The following is a 14,359-nucleotide window of genomic DNA, read 5'->3' on the forward strand; positions in this document are numbered from 1 at the left end:
GCGGCTTATAGACGGTCAGAACTGCCGCTCCACTATGTAACGGGCAAGCTGCCGCAGGCGATCGGCGCGCTGATCGAAGCCGGCCAGGGCAGCAATGGCCTGATCCTGCAGCGAGCGGGCCAGCTGATGTGCCTGTTCCAGCCCCAGCAGGGCGGGGAAGGTCGGCTTGCCGCGGGCGGCATCGGCGCCGTGGTTCTTGCCGATGACCTCGGTACTGCCTTCCACGTCGAGGATGTCATCCTGCACCTGGAACGCCAGGCCGACGCAGCGGGCGTAGGTGTCCAGCGCGGCGAGCTGCTGCTCGTCGGCCTGCTCGCTGGCCAGCGCGCCGAGCTGCACGCTGGCGCGGATCAGCGCACCGGTCTTGCGCTGATGCATGTCTTCCAGCTGGGCCTGATCCAGCTCGCGTCCCACCGCGCCCAGGTCGATGGCCTGACCGCCGACCATACCCTGCGGGCCGGCGGCGCGGGCCAGCACCGCAGTCATCCGAAGACGGGTGGCGGGCTGCCAGTGATCGGCCTGGCTGATCCATTCGAAAGCCAGTGCCTGCAGGCCGTCACCGGCGAGGATCGCTGTGGCCTCGTCAAAGGCGCGATGGCAGGTCGGCTGGCCGCGGCGCAGGTCGTCATCATCCATGGCCGGCAGGTCATCGTGGATCAGCGAATAGGCATGAATCAGCTCCACCGCGGCAGCGGCCACATCCACTGCCGATTCGGCGGTGCCGAAGACCTCGCAGCTGGCATAGGTCAATACCGGACGTATGCGCTTGCCGCCGCCGGTCACGCTGTAGCGCATTGCCTCATAGAGCCGGTCCAGCTGTGCCAGGCTGTTACTCAGCCTCTGGTCCAGGTAGGAGTCGATACGGCGCTGGCAGGATCCGAGATACTGCTCGAACCCGTTCATTGACCGTCGTCCTCGAAGGGCGTGGTGGTCAGCTGACCGTCCTGCTCCAGCAGCAGGGCGACCTTCTGCTCGGCCTGGGTCAGGGCCTGCTGGCATTCCCGGGTCAGCACCACACCCTGCTCGAAGGCGCCGAGGGATTCCTCCAGGGTGAGATTGCCGCTCTCCAGGCGTTCGACCAGACTCTGCAGGGCGCCGAGCGACTGCTCGAAGTCGATAGCGGTTTTCTTGCCGGACATGGAATACCTCGGGTCATCAAATGAAAAACGGCTGAACATTATCCGTGCTGGCGGGGCGCGGTCAATCGCCCGGCTCCCCGTGCCCGGTCCGGCTCAGAAATCGCCCCACAGGTGCTGGGCCAGACTCAGGGCGACCACCGGCGCGGTTTCCGTGCGCAGCACCCGGGGCCCGAAGCGGGCCGCTCGGAAACCACTGCTTTCGGCCAGGGCTATCTCGTCGCGGCTGAGGCCGCCCTCCGGCCCGATCAGCAGGGCCAGGCTTGCCGGGGTGGGCAGCTCGCGCAGGTCAGCATCGGTGCGGTGATGCAGTACCAGCTTGAGGTCTGCCTCCAGCGTTGTCAGCCAGTCCGCCAGCGCCATGGGTGCGTGTACCTGTGGGACACGGCTGCGACCGCATTGTTCACAGGCGCTGATCGCCACCTGCTGCCAGTGCTGCTGGCGCTTGTCGGCGCGCTCGCCCTGCAGGCGTACCTCGCAGCGCTCGGTCACCAGCGGGGTGATCTCGCTGACACCCAGCTCCACTGCTTTCTGGATCGCCCAGTCCATGCGCTCGCCGCGGGACATGGCCTGGCCCAGGTGAACCCGCAGCGGCGATTCGGGCTGGCCTGCCACCGGCTCATGCAGCTGCAGACGCACCTGGCGCTTGCCGACCTCCAGTACCTCACCCGGCCACTCCTGGCCCGAACCGTTGAAGATCTGCACCGGCGCACCCGGGCCCAGGCGCAGCACCCGGCCGATGTAATGGGCCAGATCGCCATCGAGCAGTTGCTCGCCCGCGCCCAGCGGGGCATCCAGATAGAAACGGGATACGCGCATGGGTCAGTTCCTGGTCGCCTGTTCTATGCCTTCCCAGGCGACACTGGCCAGATGATCGATCTGCTCCGGCGTGATCACGTAGGGGGGCATGAAGTACACCACGCTGCCCAGCGGTCGCAGCAGTGCCTCATGGCGCAGCCCGTACTCGTAGACCCGTATGCCGCGGCGCTCCTGCCACGGGTAGGGCGTACGGCTGGCCTTGTCCTGGACCATTTCGATTGCCAGTACCATGCCGGTCTGGCGTACCTCAGCCACGTGGGGATGATCGGCAAAGTGGGCGGTGGCGCTGGCCATGTGGGCCGCCAGCGTCCGGTTGTTCTCGATCACATTGTCCCGCTCGAACAGATCCAGGGTGGCCAGCGCCGCGGCACAGGCCAGCGGGTTGCCGGTATAGCTGTGCGAATGCAGGAAGGCGCGCAGGGTCTCGTAGTCGTCGTAAAAGGCCTGATAGACCTCGTCCGTGGTCAGGCATACGGACATCGGCAGATAGCCGCCGGTCAGTGCCTTGGACAGGCACAGGAAGTCCGGGCTCATGTCGGCCTGCTCGCAGGCGAACAGGCTGCCGGTACGCCCGAAGCCCACGGCAATCTCGTCGTGGATCAGGTGCACGCCGTAGCGGTCGCAGGCCTCGCGCAGCAGCCTGAGGTACACCGGGTGGTACATGCGCATGCCGCCGGCGCACTGGATCAGCGGCTCGACGATCACCGCGGCGACCTCCTCGTGGTTTTGCTCGAGGGCGCGCTCCATATGCTCGAACATCAGCCGGCTGTGTTCCTCCCAGCTGCTGCCGGGCTCGCGCTCGTAGCAGTCCGGTGAGGGAACCGTGATCACGTCCATCAGCAGCGGCTTGTAGGTCTCCTTGTACAGCGCCACATCACCCACTGCCAGGGCGGCCAGGGTTTCGCCGTGGTAGCTGTTGGACAGGGTGATGAAACGCTTCTTCTGCGGCTTGCCCTGATTGAGCCAGTAGTGAAAGCTCATCTTCAGCGCCACCTCGATGCAGGAGGAACCGTTGTCGGCATAGAAGCAGCGCGTCAGCGGCGCGGGGGTGATATCCACCAGCCGCTCGGACAGCTCGATCACCGCCTGATGCGAGAAGCCGCCGAGGATGACGTGCTCCAGGGTATCGAGCTGCTGCTTGACCCGCTGATTGATGTAGGGGTTGGCGTGGCCGAAGATGTTGACCCACCAGGAGCTGACCGCATCCAGATAGCGGTTGCCATCGAAATCGTGCAGCCATACGCCTTCGCCCCGCTGGATCGGGACTATGGGCATGTGCTCGTGGTCCTTCATCTGGGTGCAGGGGTGCCAGAGTACCGCCAGGTCCCGCTGCATCCACTGATTGTTCAGCCCCATTTCAGCCTCGCCGGATAGATGGATATCCGGCGATTGTACCCCAGCGCGGGGCGGGCTGCTGAGCCGGGGAAGGCTCAGCGGGTGCCGTACACCACCATGGTCTTGCCCTTGACGCTGATCAGTCCCTGTTCCTCCAGGGTCTTGAGTACCCGGCCGACCATTTCCCGGGAGCAGCCGACGATGCGGCCGATTTCCTGGCGGGTGATCTTGATCTGCATGCCGTCGGGGTGGGTCATGGCGTCGGGCTGCTTGCACAGCTCCAGCAGGGTACCGGCCACACGACCGGTGACGTCGAGGAAGGCCAGGTCGCCGACCTTGCGGGTGGTTCGGCGCAGACGATCGGCCATCTGCCGGCCCACCACATACAGCAGCTCGGGATCACGGGCGGTGATTTCGCGGAACTTGCTGTAGGGCAGTTCGGCAATCTCGCACTCGGTCTTGGCCTTGACCCAGGCGCTGCGGTCCTGCTCGGCCTGTTCCTCATCGAACAGCCCCATTTCACCGAAGAAGTCGCCCTGGTTGAGGTAGGCAATGATCATGTCCCGGCCCTGTTCATCCTCGATGAGGATGGTGACCGAGCCCTTGACGATATAGAACAGTCGATCGGAGACGTCTCCGGCGTGAATGATGGTGCTGCGGGGGCCAAAACGACGGCGATAACAATGACCCAGAAATACGTCCAGATTCTTTATTTTTGGCAGGGGAAGAAGAGCAGCCATTTTTGTCATCCTGTCAGAAATGATCGGGCAGACCATGCAAACATGGGCATCCATGCAGGCTCGTCATGAGACCAAAAGTGATTATGTGCAGTTTTCATGACAAAAACCAGCATCAGGGTCGCGACCATCCAGTGTGTTATTCTCCGCCGCCAGCAACAACATCATTGCAGCGGGAGAGTGGAATGAAAGCGCAGATCAAGTGGGTGGACGGGGCCATGTTTCTCGGAGAGTCCGGCAGTGGTCACACCATCGTCATGGATGGCCCGGCGGAAGCGGGTGGTCGCAACATGGGCGTTCGTCCCATGGAGACGGTGCTGATCGGCCTCGGCGGCTGCGCCAGCTATGACGTGGTCAGCATCCTGAAGAAGGGACGCCAGGATGTCCGCGATGTGCAGACCCTGCTGGAAGCCGAGCGCGCCGAGGTTGAACCCAAGGTATTTACCCGGATTCACGTGAAGTTCGTGGTGACCGGCAAGAATCTCAAGGAGGCCCAGGTCAAGCGGGCGGTGGAGCTGTCGGCAGAGAAATACTGCTCCGCTTCCATCATGCTCGGCCGTGGCGGGGTGGATATCACCCACGACTACGAGATCATCGAAGCGGACTGAGGCGCAACCGACGGCCGCGCCCCGCCGGGCGGATCAGATCCGGTAGGTGGCGCTGGTCATCACCCTGGACATCAGCTTCATGACGCCCTTGACCGGGCGCGGGAACACAACACCCCCCGCCTGCAGTGCGTGGTTGGCGTGTTCGATCTCGTCATCGCGCATCTGTTCGAGAATGGCGCGGGACTTGAGGTCATCCTTCGGCAGCCGGGTCAGATGATCGTCCAGATGCCGCTCCACCAATTGCTCGGTGGCGGCGACAAAGCCCAGACTGATGCGGTCGCTGATCCTGCCGGCCACCGCACCCAGCCCGAAGGACAGGCCATAGAACAGCGGGTTGAGCAGGCTGGGGCGGCTGCCCAGCTCGTTCAGACGCTGTTCGCACCAGGCCAGGTGGTCGATCTCTTCGGCGGCCGCCTGTTCCATCTGTTCACGGATATCCGGCAGTTTCGCGGTCAACGCCTGACCCTGATACAGCGCCTGGGCGCAGACCTCGCCGGTATGGTTGATGCGCATCAGGCCGGCGACGTGGCGGCGCTGATCCTCGGCCACCGCGTCGCTGCGCAGGTGCTGTGCAGGTGACGGCCGGGCCGCCTGGGCCGCGCCCGGTACCAGGGTGCGCATGGCCTGCTCGCCCTGTACCAGCAGGCGGTCGAACAGACTGTATTGACGTGTACTCATCGTGTGTCTCCTGAAACTGGCCCCAGTATAGCGGTTGGGACAGGCCAAGACCTGCGGCCGATCAACCCGGCGGCCAGCCCATCTGCCGCTGACCGAGCACATGCAGGTGAATGTGGTAGACCGTCTGGCTGCCCATTTCCTTGCAGTTGAACACGGTGCGGAAGCCGCCCTCGCAACCCAGCTCCAGAGCCAGCCGCTGTGCGGTATAGGTCATGTAACCCACCAGTTCGCAATCTTCCTCTGTCATATCGTTGAGGGTGGCGATATGCTTTTTCGGGATAACCAGAAAATGCACCGGAGCCTGGGGGTTGATGTCATGGAAGGCCAGCACGCGATCGTCCTCGAAGATTTTCTTCGAGGGGATCTTGCCTTCGGCAATACTGCAGAACAGACAGTTCACAGCGCTCTCCTTGTAATGGATTCCAATGCCGCCAGTGTAACCAACCCGGCGGCCAAAGTAACAGCGCCTGTCACAGGCCGGGAAGCCGCATGAAGAATGATATCCATGATCTGGGACTGGTTCTGGACTCCCGGGTTCGCCTGATCGTCATCGAGTCCTGGGAAGAGCTGCGGGTGCTGGAAGCCATCGCCACCCTGGCGGTCAAGCGCAGCCAGACCTGGTATACCTGGAACCAGGTGGAGGGGCTGCAGCGGCTGGGCTTCGGTACGGCGCTGGATGCCAGCGAAGACATGAGCGACCCGGAGCATGCGCTGGACTACATACGCCGGCAGAACGAGCCGGCGCTGTTCGTATTCTGCGACCTGCACCCCTTCATGCAATCGCCCCGGGTGGTGCGGCTGCTGAAGATGATCGCGATGAACCCGGAGGAGCAGGCGCCGACCCTGTTGCTGGTCAGTCATGAACTGCCACTGCCGCCGGAGCTGCGCCGTCTGGCGGCGCGCATCAGTCTGAGCATGCCCTCGGACGAGCAGCTGGCGGCCATCATCCGCGAGGAGGCGGCGCGCTGGACCGCTCGCAACCAGGGCCGCCGGGTGCGTACCGACAACCGCACCCTGGAGCAGGTGGTGCGCAACCTGCGTGGTGTCACCCACGAGGAAGCGCGGTTGCTGGCGCGCAAGCTGATCGTCGACGACGGCGCCATCACCCAGGAAGACCTGCCGGTGCTCAATCAGGCCAAGTTCAGCCTGCTCGACATGCAGGGGGTGCTGAGCTTCGAGCAGGATACCGCCCGCTTTGCCGAGGTCGGCGGGCTGGCGCGCTTCAAGCGCTGGCTGCAGGAGCGCCAGGCGGCGTTCAACGATGGCGGTCGCGCGGATGCGCCAAGGGGCGTGCTGCTGGCCGGCGTGCAGGGCTCCGGCAAGAGCCTGGCGGCGCGGGCCGTGGCCGGCCTCTGGGGCCTGCCGCTGCTGCGGCTGGATTTCGCCGCGCTGTACAACAAGTACATCGGCGAGACCGAGAAGAACCTGCGCGAAGCGCTGGCCATGGCCGATGCCATGCAGCCCTGCGTGCTGTGGATCGACGAGATCGAGAAGGGGCTGGCCGATGATGGCAGCGATCAGGGCGTCTCGCGCCGGGTACTGGGTACGCTGCTGACCTGGATGGCCGAGCGCCGCAGCCGGGTGTTCCTGGTAGCCACGGCCAACAATGTCGCGCAGCTGCCTGCCGAACTGATCCGCAAGGGGCGACTGGACGAGCTGTTCTTTGTCGATCTGCCCGCCGCGTCCGTGCGCGAGGACATCTTCCGCATCCACCTGTCCCGCCGCGAGCTGACGCTGGAGCGCTTCGATCTGCCGGCGCTGGCCGCAGCCAGCGAGGGTTTTTCCGGTGCCGAGATAGAGCAGGCGGTGGTGGCGGCGGTGTACAGTGCCGCCGCCCGGCAGGAGGAGGTGGTCAACCAGCATGTGCTGGAGGCCCTGAGCGAAACCTCGCCCCTGTCCGTGGTCATGGCCGAGCGCGTTCAGGCGCTGCGTGCCTGGGCCCGTGAGCGGGCAGTCATGGCGGATTAGAAAGGCTTGAGCACCACCAGCAGGATGGCGCCGACCAGTACCAGCACCGGTGCCTCGTTGAACCAGCGGTAGAACACATGGGAGCGGGTATTGCTGTCGCTGGCAAAGCGGCGCAGCTGGGCGCCGCAGAGGAAGTGGTAGATCACCAGCAACGCGACCAGGGCCAGCTTGGCGTGCAGCCAGCCCTGTTGCAGCCACTGGGGCATCAGTATCAGCATCCAGATGCCGAGGCCGACGGCCACCACCATGGACGGGGTCATGATGCCGCGATAGAGCTTGCGCTCCATGATCTTGAAGCGGTCACGGCTGATCTGATCCTCGCTCATGGCGTGATAGACGAACAGCCGCGGCAGATAGAACAGACCGGCGAACCAGGTCACCACAGCCATGATATGGAAGGCTTTGATCCACAGATACACATCGAACTCCTGAATCCGGACCGATCGCTGCTGCCGGTCTGTTGGTAAATTGGCGGGACACTCTTATCATAGGGAGCTTGTCAGCCATATTAATCGAACGAGGCACAAAATGGTCAGGATCGGCATTGTAGGGGGCACCGGCTATACCGGCGTCGAATTGCTGCGGCTGCTCGCGGCGCACCCGCAGGCTCGAGTCGAGACCATCACCTCCCGATCCGAGGAGGGGGTGCGGGTGGTGGACATGTATCCGAACCTGCGCGGCCACTATGACGACCTGAAATTCAGCGTGCCGGATACCGCCACCCTGGGCCAGTGCGACGTGGTGTTCTTTGCCACGCCCCACGGCGTTGCCCATTCGCTGGCCGCCGAGCTGCTGGCCACCGGCACCCGGATCATCGACCTGTCAGCCGACTTCCGTCTCAGCGATGCCCAGTTGTGGAGCAAGTGGTACGGACAGCCCCATGGTGCGCCCGAGCTGCTCGGCGAAGCCGTCTATGGCCTGCCGGAGGTCAACCGCGACGCCATCCGCAACGCCCGATTGATCGCGGTACCCGGCTGCTATCCCACCTCGGTGCAACTGGGGCTGATTCCACTGCTGGAAAAGGGGCTGGCGCAACCCGATAACCTGATCGCCGACTGCAAGTCCGGGGTCAGCGGCGCCGGCCGCGGTACCAACCTGGGCTCGCTGTTCTGCGAGGCCACCGAGAGCATGAAGGCCTATGCCGTGGGCGGTCACCGCCACCTGCCGGAGATTCGCCAGGGGCTGCAGCGGGCCGCCGGTCGCGAGGTCGGTCTGACCTTCGTGCCGCATCTGACACCGATGATCCGTGGCATCCACTCCACGCTCTATGCCCAGGTGCCGGATCGCAGCGTCGATCTGCAGCAACTGTTCGAGGAGCGCTACGCCAACGAGCCCTTCGTCGATGTGCTGCCCGCCGGCAGCCATCCGGAAACCCGCAGCGTGCGCGGTGCCAACGTCTGCCGTCTGGCGGTACATCGACCTCAGGGCGGTGACCTGGTGGTGGTGCTGTCGGTCATCGACAACTTGGTCAAGGGCGCCTCGGGTCAGGCCATCCAGAACATGAACATTGCCCTGGGACTGGATGAGCGCATGGGGCTCGAGCACCCGGCGCTCATGCCCTGATGGCCGCTGACAGGCAGGAAACCGCAGAACTGGACCCCGGCACAGCGGGGCCTCGGCGAAATCGCAAACGCTGGCTGCTGGCGGTCGCGTTCCCCCTGGCGGTCTGGCTGGGCTGGTTTGCCGCGATGAACTCGTCCGCCATGCAGGACTACCTGCGGTTGCGTGACGAGCGCTCGGCGATCCAGAGCGAACTGGAGGAAACCCGCCTGCGTCATCAGCAGCTCGAGGTGGATCTGATGGTCGCCCGGCAGTCCGTCGCTGACGGGCAGGCGGTTATCGCCGATCTGGAGCAGCAGCTGTTCCGTCTGCAGCAGGACCTGGCACAGTATCAGGGTGCGCTGGCCCCCAGTGCCGCCGCCCCCGGCCTGCGCATCCAGGCTTTCGAGCTGCAACGCACCGATGTGCCGGGTGTATTCCGCTGCAAGGTGATGGTCAGTCGGGTGGGCAATGAGAGTGATACTGTGGAAGCAAGGCTGCGCCTGACGGTACTCGGCCAGCAGGGCGACGGCCGGGCAGAGTATGGGCTGCCGGAGCTGACCGGCGGTCGCGTCCAGTATCTGCCCCTGAATTTCCGCTATTTCCAGGTGGTGCCTGACACTGAGGGTGTCGAGCTGATGCTGCCCCTGGGTTTCGAGCCGAAAACCGTGCAGCTCAAGGTGGAAAATGAGGGCAAGGTGCTGCTGGAGCAGACAGTGGAATGGACCGATATGGGCGTCAGGCCCTGATTGAAGGGCGGATGGCGCAAGCGCAGGATGGACTGGCCAGCGGACAGGTTTCAAGAGTAGTTGACCAAAAGAGTCGGATAAAAGGATAATTACCGGCTTGATGTGCTGCGGCACCGCCGCCGGAGGTTGTAATGTCCAGTGTTGAAGTTTTTACCCCTGCTGCCATGCAGTTCAGCGACAGAGCGGTGGCCAAGGTCCGCTCGCTGATCGAGGAAGAGGGCAATGATCGCCTGAGTCTGCGGGTGTTCGTCACCGGTGGGGGATGCTCCGGTTTCCAGTACGGCTTCACCTTCGATGACGAACTGGCCGAGGACGATACCGTCATCGAGCGGGACGGCGTCCGGCTGGTGGTTGATCCCATGAGCTTCCAGTATCTGGCGGGCGCCGAGGTGGACTACCAGGAAGGGCTGGAGGGCTCGCGCTTCGTTATCAACAACCCCAACGCCAGCACCACCTGTGGTTGCGGCTCCTCGTTTTCCATCTGACATTGTCCCGGCGTGGTCTCACGCCGGGTAGATGGCTCCCAGAATACGTTCCCCCCTTGCTCCGGTGACTGCCGGCAGGTTGCCGCTGAGGCGTTGCTGGCAGCGCCAGGCCAGCCAGGCGAAGGCCATGGCTTCCATCCAGTCCGGATCCACGCCCAGCTGTGCGGTGGTGCTCACCCGGCAATCGCCAAGCAGAGACTGCAGGCGCTCCAGCAGCAGCCCGTTGTGGGCGCCGCCGCCACATACATGGAGCGCGGCGGGCAGGGGGCCGCAACTTGCCAGCGCGTCGGCAATGGTGCGCGCGGTCAGTTCCAGCAGCGTCGCCTGAACGTCCGCCGGCGCCGCGTTGCGCCGGCTCAGGTGCTGCTGTAACCAGCCTTCGTGGAAGTATTCGCGTCCGGTACTCTTGGGCGCCGGGCGCTGAAAGTAGGTATCGGCGAGCATCTGCTCCAGCAGCTCGGGCAGGACCTGGCCGGTACGTGCCCAGTCACCGTTGCTGTCAAAGGGCTGGCCGATATGCCGTTGCGCCCAGTGGTCCATCAGGACATTGCCCGGCCCGCTGTCGAATCCCCGTATCCGACCGTCCGTACCCAGCAGGGTCAGGTTGGCAAAGCCTCCGACGTTCACCAAGGCCCGACTCTGTGCGGGATCCTGCAGCAGCCAGGCATGGAAGGCCGGTACCAGCGGGGCGCCCTGGCCGCCAGCGGCCAGATCGCGACTGCGAAAATCCGTGATTACCTCGATACCGCACAGCTCGGCCAGCAGCGCCGGCGCGCCGATCTGCACGCTGAATCCCGACTCCGGGTGGTGGCGGATGGTCTGCCCATGGCTGCCAATGGCGGAGATCCGGGTGGCCTCCACGTCGTGCCTGGCAAGCAGTCGGTGAACACCCTCGGCAGCCAGCCGGGCCCACTGTTCGGCGGCCAGGCCGGCACGGCGGATCTCATCTGCGCCCGGTTGACACAGGCTCAGCAGATCATTGCGCAGGGAGGAGGAGAAAGGCATGCACAACGCGCCGACAAGGGTGGCGCGTCGTGGCTGCTCGCTGAAGCGGGTAAGAGCGATATCGACACCATCCAGGCTGGTGCCTGACATGATGCCGATATGCAGGTGGTCCATCAGTTGTCCAGTTGTGCCAGCTGTGTTGCTCCATGTCGGTCGAGGCTGGCCATCAGCTGGTTGCTGAGGGCCAGAAACGCCGAACGCTCGCGCTGGGGAATGGGGTCTGAAGCGGGCAGCCGCACGCTGAGCGGGTCGACATGCACGCCATTGACCTGGAACTCGTAATGCAGGTGGGGGCCGGTGGCCAGGCCGGTAGCGCCCACGTAGCCGATGATCTGGCCCTGGCTGACATTGCTGCCCACGCGGATGCCGGAGGCGTAGCGACTCATGTGGGCGTACAGGGTCTGGTAGGTCTGGCCGTGCTTGATGACGACGGTGTTGCCATAGCCGCCCTTGCGGCCCACGTGGACCACCCGGCCGTCGCCGGTCGCCTTGATCGGGGTGCCGGTGGATGCCGCATAGTCCACACCCTTGTGGGCGCGGATCTTGTTCAGTACCGGATGGCGCCGACCCGGGTTGAATCGGGAGCTGATACGGGCAAATTCCACAGGGGTACGGATGAAGGCCTTGCGCATGCTGGTGCCGTCGGCGCGGTAATAGCTGGTATGGCCATTGGCATCGGTATAGCGCACGGCGGTATAGGTGTTGCCTCGGTTGGTGAAGCGTGCAGCGAGGATGTTGCCGGTACCGACTCGTTCGCCGTCAACCTGCTTTTCCTCGTACAGGACTTCGAAGCGGTCGCCCTGCCGGATTTCCTTGGCGAAGTCCACGTCATAACCGAAGATGTTGGCCATCTGCATGGTCAGGTTGTGGGACAGGCCTGCATTCTGTGCTGCGACAAACAGGGAGCTGTCGATGGTGCCACTGGCAAATTTCTCGGCCACTTCCGGCTCGATGACATCCTTGCTGAAGTTGTAGCTGTCGCCATCACGGTCGATGCGGATGGTTTCCAGGCTGTTGACAGGAGACCGCATGGCCAGCAGCTGACCCTCGTTATCCAGCTTGAACTCCACCTGTTGGCCGACGCGCAGGCGGGTAAAGGCCTTGGCTTCCTGGCTGCTGTTGATGACAGCGTGCAGGGTATTGGCGGACAGGCCGGCATTCTGGAAAAGAATCGACAGGGTGTCGCCGGCATCGACCGTCATGGTGGTCCACTCCGGACGGACAGGCTGGGCCGCCAGGGGCGCAGGCTGCAGGCTGAGGCCGGCATTGACAACCTCGGGGGAGGCGGCGGTGGAAAGGGTTTCCTGAATGCTGGTCAGCTCGATCGGTGAAGAAAAAGTGACCGTTTCGCTGATCAGGGCGTCCAACTCTTCAGAAAGCACCGGTTCTTTGCGTTCCGCAGTGACTTCGTGCAGATCGAGTTGGACAAGTGTTCGCTTGGCTTCGACTTCGGTAGTGGGAATGACGAGCAGGAAAATGCTCAGCGCGGCGGCGATACCACTGGCAGCCATGATATGGCTTTTAGGGTAGCGCGGTGACTCTGACTTGTGATGTCCCATAAGCGCTCTTGTGGTCGTTTCTATGAAAAGTGAAATAACTTGCTAAATTATAACCGAAAGTCCCTCAAGGCAAGCTTTGCCGTGCCCGTCTGTCAGTTTTCAGGCGTCACTTTCCAGTCTGTGCTACCTCCCCATGCGCGCCCGGCGGGCTGTCGAGATTTGATCTTGCGCATCAATGCTGTATCGTTTCTTACTTTTCTCCTATGACCTTTATCAACCTTTTTTGGACGGGAAAGCAGCATGAAGTCGGTTGACGAGCAGTTGGCGCTGATCAAGCGTGGAGCGGACGAAATCCTGGTGGAGGCCGAGCTGCGCGCCAAGCTGGAGCGTGGCACGCCGCTGCGGGTCAAGACCGGCTTCGATCCCACTGCGCCCGATCTGCACCTGGGGCACACGGTTCTGATCAACAAGCTGCGCCAGTTCCAGGAGCTCGGCCATCAGGTCCTGTTCCTGATTGGCGACTTCACCGGCATGATCGGTGATCCCAGCGGCAAGAACAGCACCCGCCCGCCGCTTACCCGTGAGCAGGTATTGGCCAATGCCGAGACCTATAAGGAGCAGGTGTTCAAGATCCTGGATCCCGAGCTCACCCAGGTTGTCTTCAATTCCGAATGGATGGATGCCTTCTCCGCCGCCGAGATGATCCAGCTGGCCGGCAAGTACACGGTCGCGCGGATGCTCGAGCGGGATGATTTCGACAAGCGTTACAAGGGCAATCAGCCGATCGCCATCCACGAGTTCCTCTATCCGCTGATCCAGGGCTACGACTCGGTCGCACTGAAGGCGGACATCGAACTGGGTGGTACCGATCAGAAGTTCAACCTGCTGATGGGGCGCGAGCTGCAGCGTCAGTACGGTCAGGAGCCTCAGGTCACCCTGACCATGCCGCTGCTTGTGGGGCTCGATGGTGAGGCGAAGATGTCCAAGTCGCTGGGCAACTATGTTGGCATCAACGAGCCGCCGGGCGTCATGTACAACAAGATCGTTTCCATGCCCGATACCCTGATGTGGCGCTACTTCGAGTTGCTGAGCTTCCGCAGCATGGAAGAGATCGATCAGATGCGCCGGGACGTTGAAGCTGGTGCCAATCCTCGGGACATCAAGATCAAGCTTGCGGAAGAGCTGGTCGCTCGTTTCCATGGGGAAGAGGCCGCTGCCAATGCCCATCGCTCGGCCGGTAACCGCCTCAAGGATGGTGAGCTGCCCGAGGATATTCCCGAGGTGGTGCTGGAAAGTGATGCGGATCTGCCGGTGTCGGCCGTGCTCAATCGTGCCGGCCTGGTGAAGAATGCCGCCGCTGCGCGGGACCTGCTCAGTGCCGGTTCGGTTAAGGTGGATGGCGAGGTGGTGGATCGCGAGTTCGTCTTTGCGCTGGGCTCGGAGCACATCTGCCAGGCTGGCAAGAAGAAGTTTGCCAGAATCATTTTGAAAGCCTCTTGACGAGGCGGCGAATGGGTCTATAATTCGCCACCTCATCGCCGCGGCGGCCGGTTTAACCCAGTCACCGAGGCAGTGAAAAAGGTTTTACGGAAGGCGTTGACAAGGGGTTCTGATCCTGTAGAATGCGCCTCCCTGACACGGCAAGCGGGCAGCTTCCGGGTCGATCGCCAGGCGGTTTCGAGGCAAAAGATTCGAAACAAAAACGCTTGACAGATCAGAAGGTTAGCGTAGAATGCGTGGCCTTGGTTGAACGAAGTGGCAACCGAATCGCTCTTTAACAAATTGGAATCAAGTAATTCGT

General features: G+C 63.2%; 16 protein-coding genes. 6 read left to right on the forward strand and 10 right to left on the reverse strand.

From position 1 onward, the window contains the following. Positions 1-15: 15 nt before the first annotated feature. The 5 genes from ispA to crp form a co-directional block, all read right to left on the reverse strand. Positions 16-903, reverse strand: a complete 888-nt coding sequence (ispA, locus tag VF673_RS13270; protein WP_440292306.1) for a (2E,6E)-farnesyl diphosphate synthase — start codon at positions 901-903, stop codon at positions 16-18. After that, positions 900-1,139 carry an exodeoxyribonuclease VII small subunit gene (locus tag VF673_RS13275; RefSeq protein WP_440292307.1) on the reverse strand — a complete coding sequence of 80 codons (240 nt, stop codon included), beginning with the start codon at positions 1,137-1,139 and terminating at the stop codon, positions 900-902. The genes ispA and VF673_RS13275 overlap by 4 nt, the downstream gene beginning before the upstream one ends. 93 nt (positions 1,140-1,232) lie before the next feature. Then, positions 1,233-1,955, reverse strand: a complete 723-nt coding sequence (locus VF673_RS13280; RefSeq protein ID WP_440292308.1) for a 16S rRNA (uracil(1498)-N(3))-methyltransferase — start codon at positions 1,953-1,955, stop codon at positions 1,233-1,235. A 3-nt stretch (positions 1,956-1,958) separates the two neighbouring features. Then, the gene (locus tag VF673_RS13285; protein WP_440292309.1) at positions 1,959-3,311 is read right to left on the reverse strand and encodes an adenosylmethionine--8-amino-7-oxononanoate transaminase; all 1,353 of its coding nucleotides are present in this window, start codon (positions 3,309-3,311) and stop codon (positions 1,959-1,961) included. Between the two features lie 74 nt (positions 3,312-3,385). Further along, complete coding sequence (gene crp / locus VF673_RS13290; RefSeq protein WP_090540634.1) at positions 3,386-4,030, reverse strand: cAMP-activated global transcriptional regulator CRP; 645 nt, start codon at positions 4,028-4,030, stop codon at positions 3,386-3,388. Positions 4,031-4,212: 182 nt separating this feature from the next. Here crp and VF673_RS13295 point away from each other — a divergent pair, with 182 nt between their 5' ends. Further along, positions 4,213-4,635 carry an OsmC family protein gene (locus VF673_RS13295; protein WP_440292310.1) on the forward strand — a complete coding sequence of 141 codons (423 nt, stop codon included), beginning with the start codon at positions 4,213-4,215 and terminating at the stop codon, positions 4,633-4,635. A 33-nt stretch (positions 4,636-4,668) separates the two neighbouring features. Here VF673_RS13295 and coq7 read toward each other — a convergent pair whose 3' ends face one another. Then, positions 4,669-5,313 (reverse strand): 2-polyprenyl-3-methyl-6-methoxy-1,4-benzoquinone monooxygenase, encoded by a 645-nt coding sequence (coq7, locus tag VF673_RS13300; protein ID WP_440292311.1) that lies wholly within the window; start codon positions 5,311-5,313, stop codon positions 4,669-4,671. 61 nt (positions 5,314-5,374) lie between these two features. Continuing rightward, entirely contained in the window at positions 5,375-5,713 is a 339-nt protein-coding gene (locus tag VF673_RS13305; protein WP_090540628.1) for a histidine triad nucleotide-binding protein, read from the reverse strand. A gap of 89 nt (positions 5,714-5,802) precedes the next feature. On the opposite strand from VF673_RS13305, the gene VF673_RS13310 reads away from it, so the two are divergent. After that, positions 5,803-7,281 (forward strand): AAA family ATPase, encoded by a 1,479-nt coding sequence (locus VF673_RS13310; RefSeq protein ID WP_440292312.1) that lies wholly within the window; start codon positions 5,803-5,805, stop codon positions 7,279-7,281. On the opposite strand, the gene hemJ is transcribed toward VF673_RS13310, so the two are convergent. Beyond that, complete coding sequence (hemJ, locus tag VF673_RS13315; protein WP_090540624.1) at positions 7,278-7,700, reverse strand: protoporphyrinogen oxidase HemJ; 423 nt, start codon at positions 7,698-7,700, stop codon at positions 7,278-7,280. The genes VF673_RS13310 and hemJ overlap by 4 nt on opposite strands. A gap of 109 nt (positions 7,701-7,809) precedes the next feature. On the opposite strand from hemJ, the gene argC reads away from it, so the two are divergent. The 3 genes from argC (at position 7,810) to erpA (ending at position 10,054) form a co-directional block, all read left to right on the forward strand. Continuing rightward, positions 7,810-8,844 carry an N-acetyl-gamma-glutamyl-phosphate reductase gene (gene argC, locus VF673_RS13320; protein ID WP_440292313.1) on the forward strand — a complete coding sequence of 345 codons (1,035 nt, stop codon included), beginning with the start codon at positions 7,810-7,812 and terminating at the stop codon, positions 8,842-8,844. Beyond that, positions 8,844-9,569 (forward strand): DUF6776 family protein, encoded by a 726-nt coding sequence (locus VF673_RS13325; protein WP_440292314.1) that lies wholly within the window; start codon positions 8,844-8,846, stop codon positions 9,567-9,569. The genes argC and VF673_RS13325 overlap by 1 nt, the downstream gene beginning before the upstream one ends. Positions 9,570-9,700: 131 nt before the next feature. Continuing rightward, positions 9,701-10,054 carry an iron-sulfur cluster insertion protein ErpA gene (gene erpA / locus VF673_RS13330; protein ID WP_440292315.1) on the forward strand — a complete coding sequence of 118 codons (354 nt, stop codon included), beginning with the start codon at positions 9,701-9,703 and terminating at the stop codon, positions 10,052-10,054. A gap of 18 nt (positions 10,055-10,072) precedes the next feature. Here erpA and VF673_RS13335 read toward each other — a convergent pair whose 3' ends face one another. Further along, a complete protein-coding gene (locus tag VF673_RS13335; protein WP_273125449.1) occupies positions 10,073-11,173 on the reverse strand; it encodes an anhydro-N-acetylmuramic acid kinase in 1,101 nt (366 codons plus the stop codon). After that, entirely contained in the window at positions 11,173-12,618 is a 1,446-nt protein-coding gene (locus tag VF673_RS13340) for a peptidoglycan DD-metalloendopeptidase family protein (RefSeq protein WP_440292316.1), read from the reverse strand. Before VF673_RS13340 ends, VF673_RS13335 begins: the two co-directional genes overlap by 1 nt. Positions 12,619-12,858: 240 nt before the next feature. Between VF673_RS13340 and tyrS the strand changes: the two genes are divergently transcribed. Continuing rightward, the gene (gene tyrS, locus VF673_RS13345; RefSeq protein ID WP_320330321.1) at positions 12,859-14,058 is read left to right on the forward strand and encodes a tyrosine--tRNA ligase; all 1,200 of its coding nucleotides are present in this window, start codon (positions 12,859-12,861) and stop codon (positions 14,056-14,058) included. Positions 14,059-14,359: the final 301 nt, after the last annotated feature.

It is taken from the genome of Halopseudomonas sp. Lyrl_26, assembly GCF_051948695.1.
Taxonomy (GTDB): Bacteria; Pseudomonadota; Gammaproteobacteria; order Pseudomonadales; family Pseudomonadaceae; genus Halopseudomonas; species Halopseudomonas formosensis.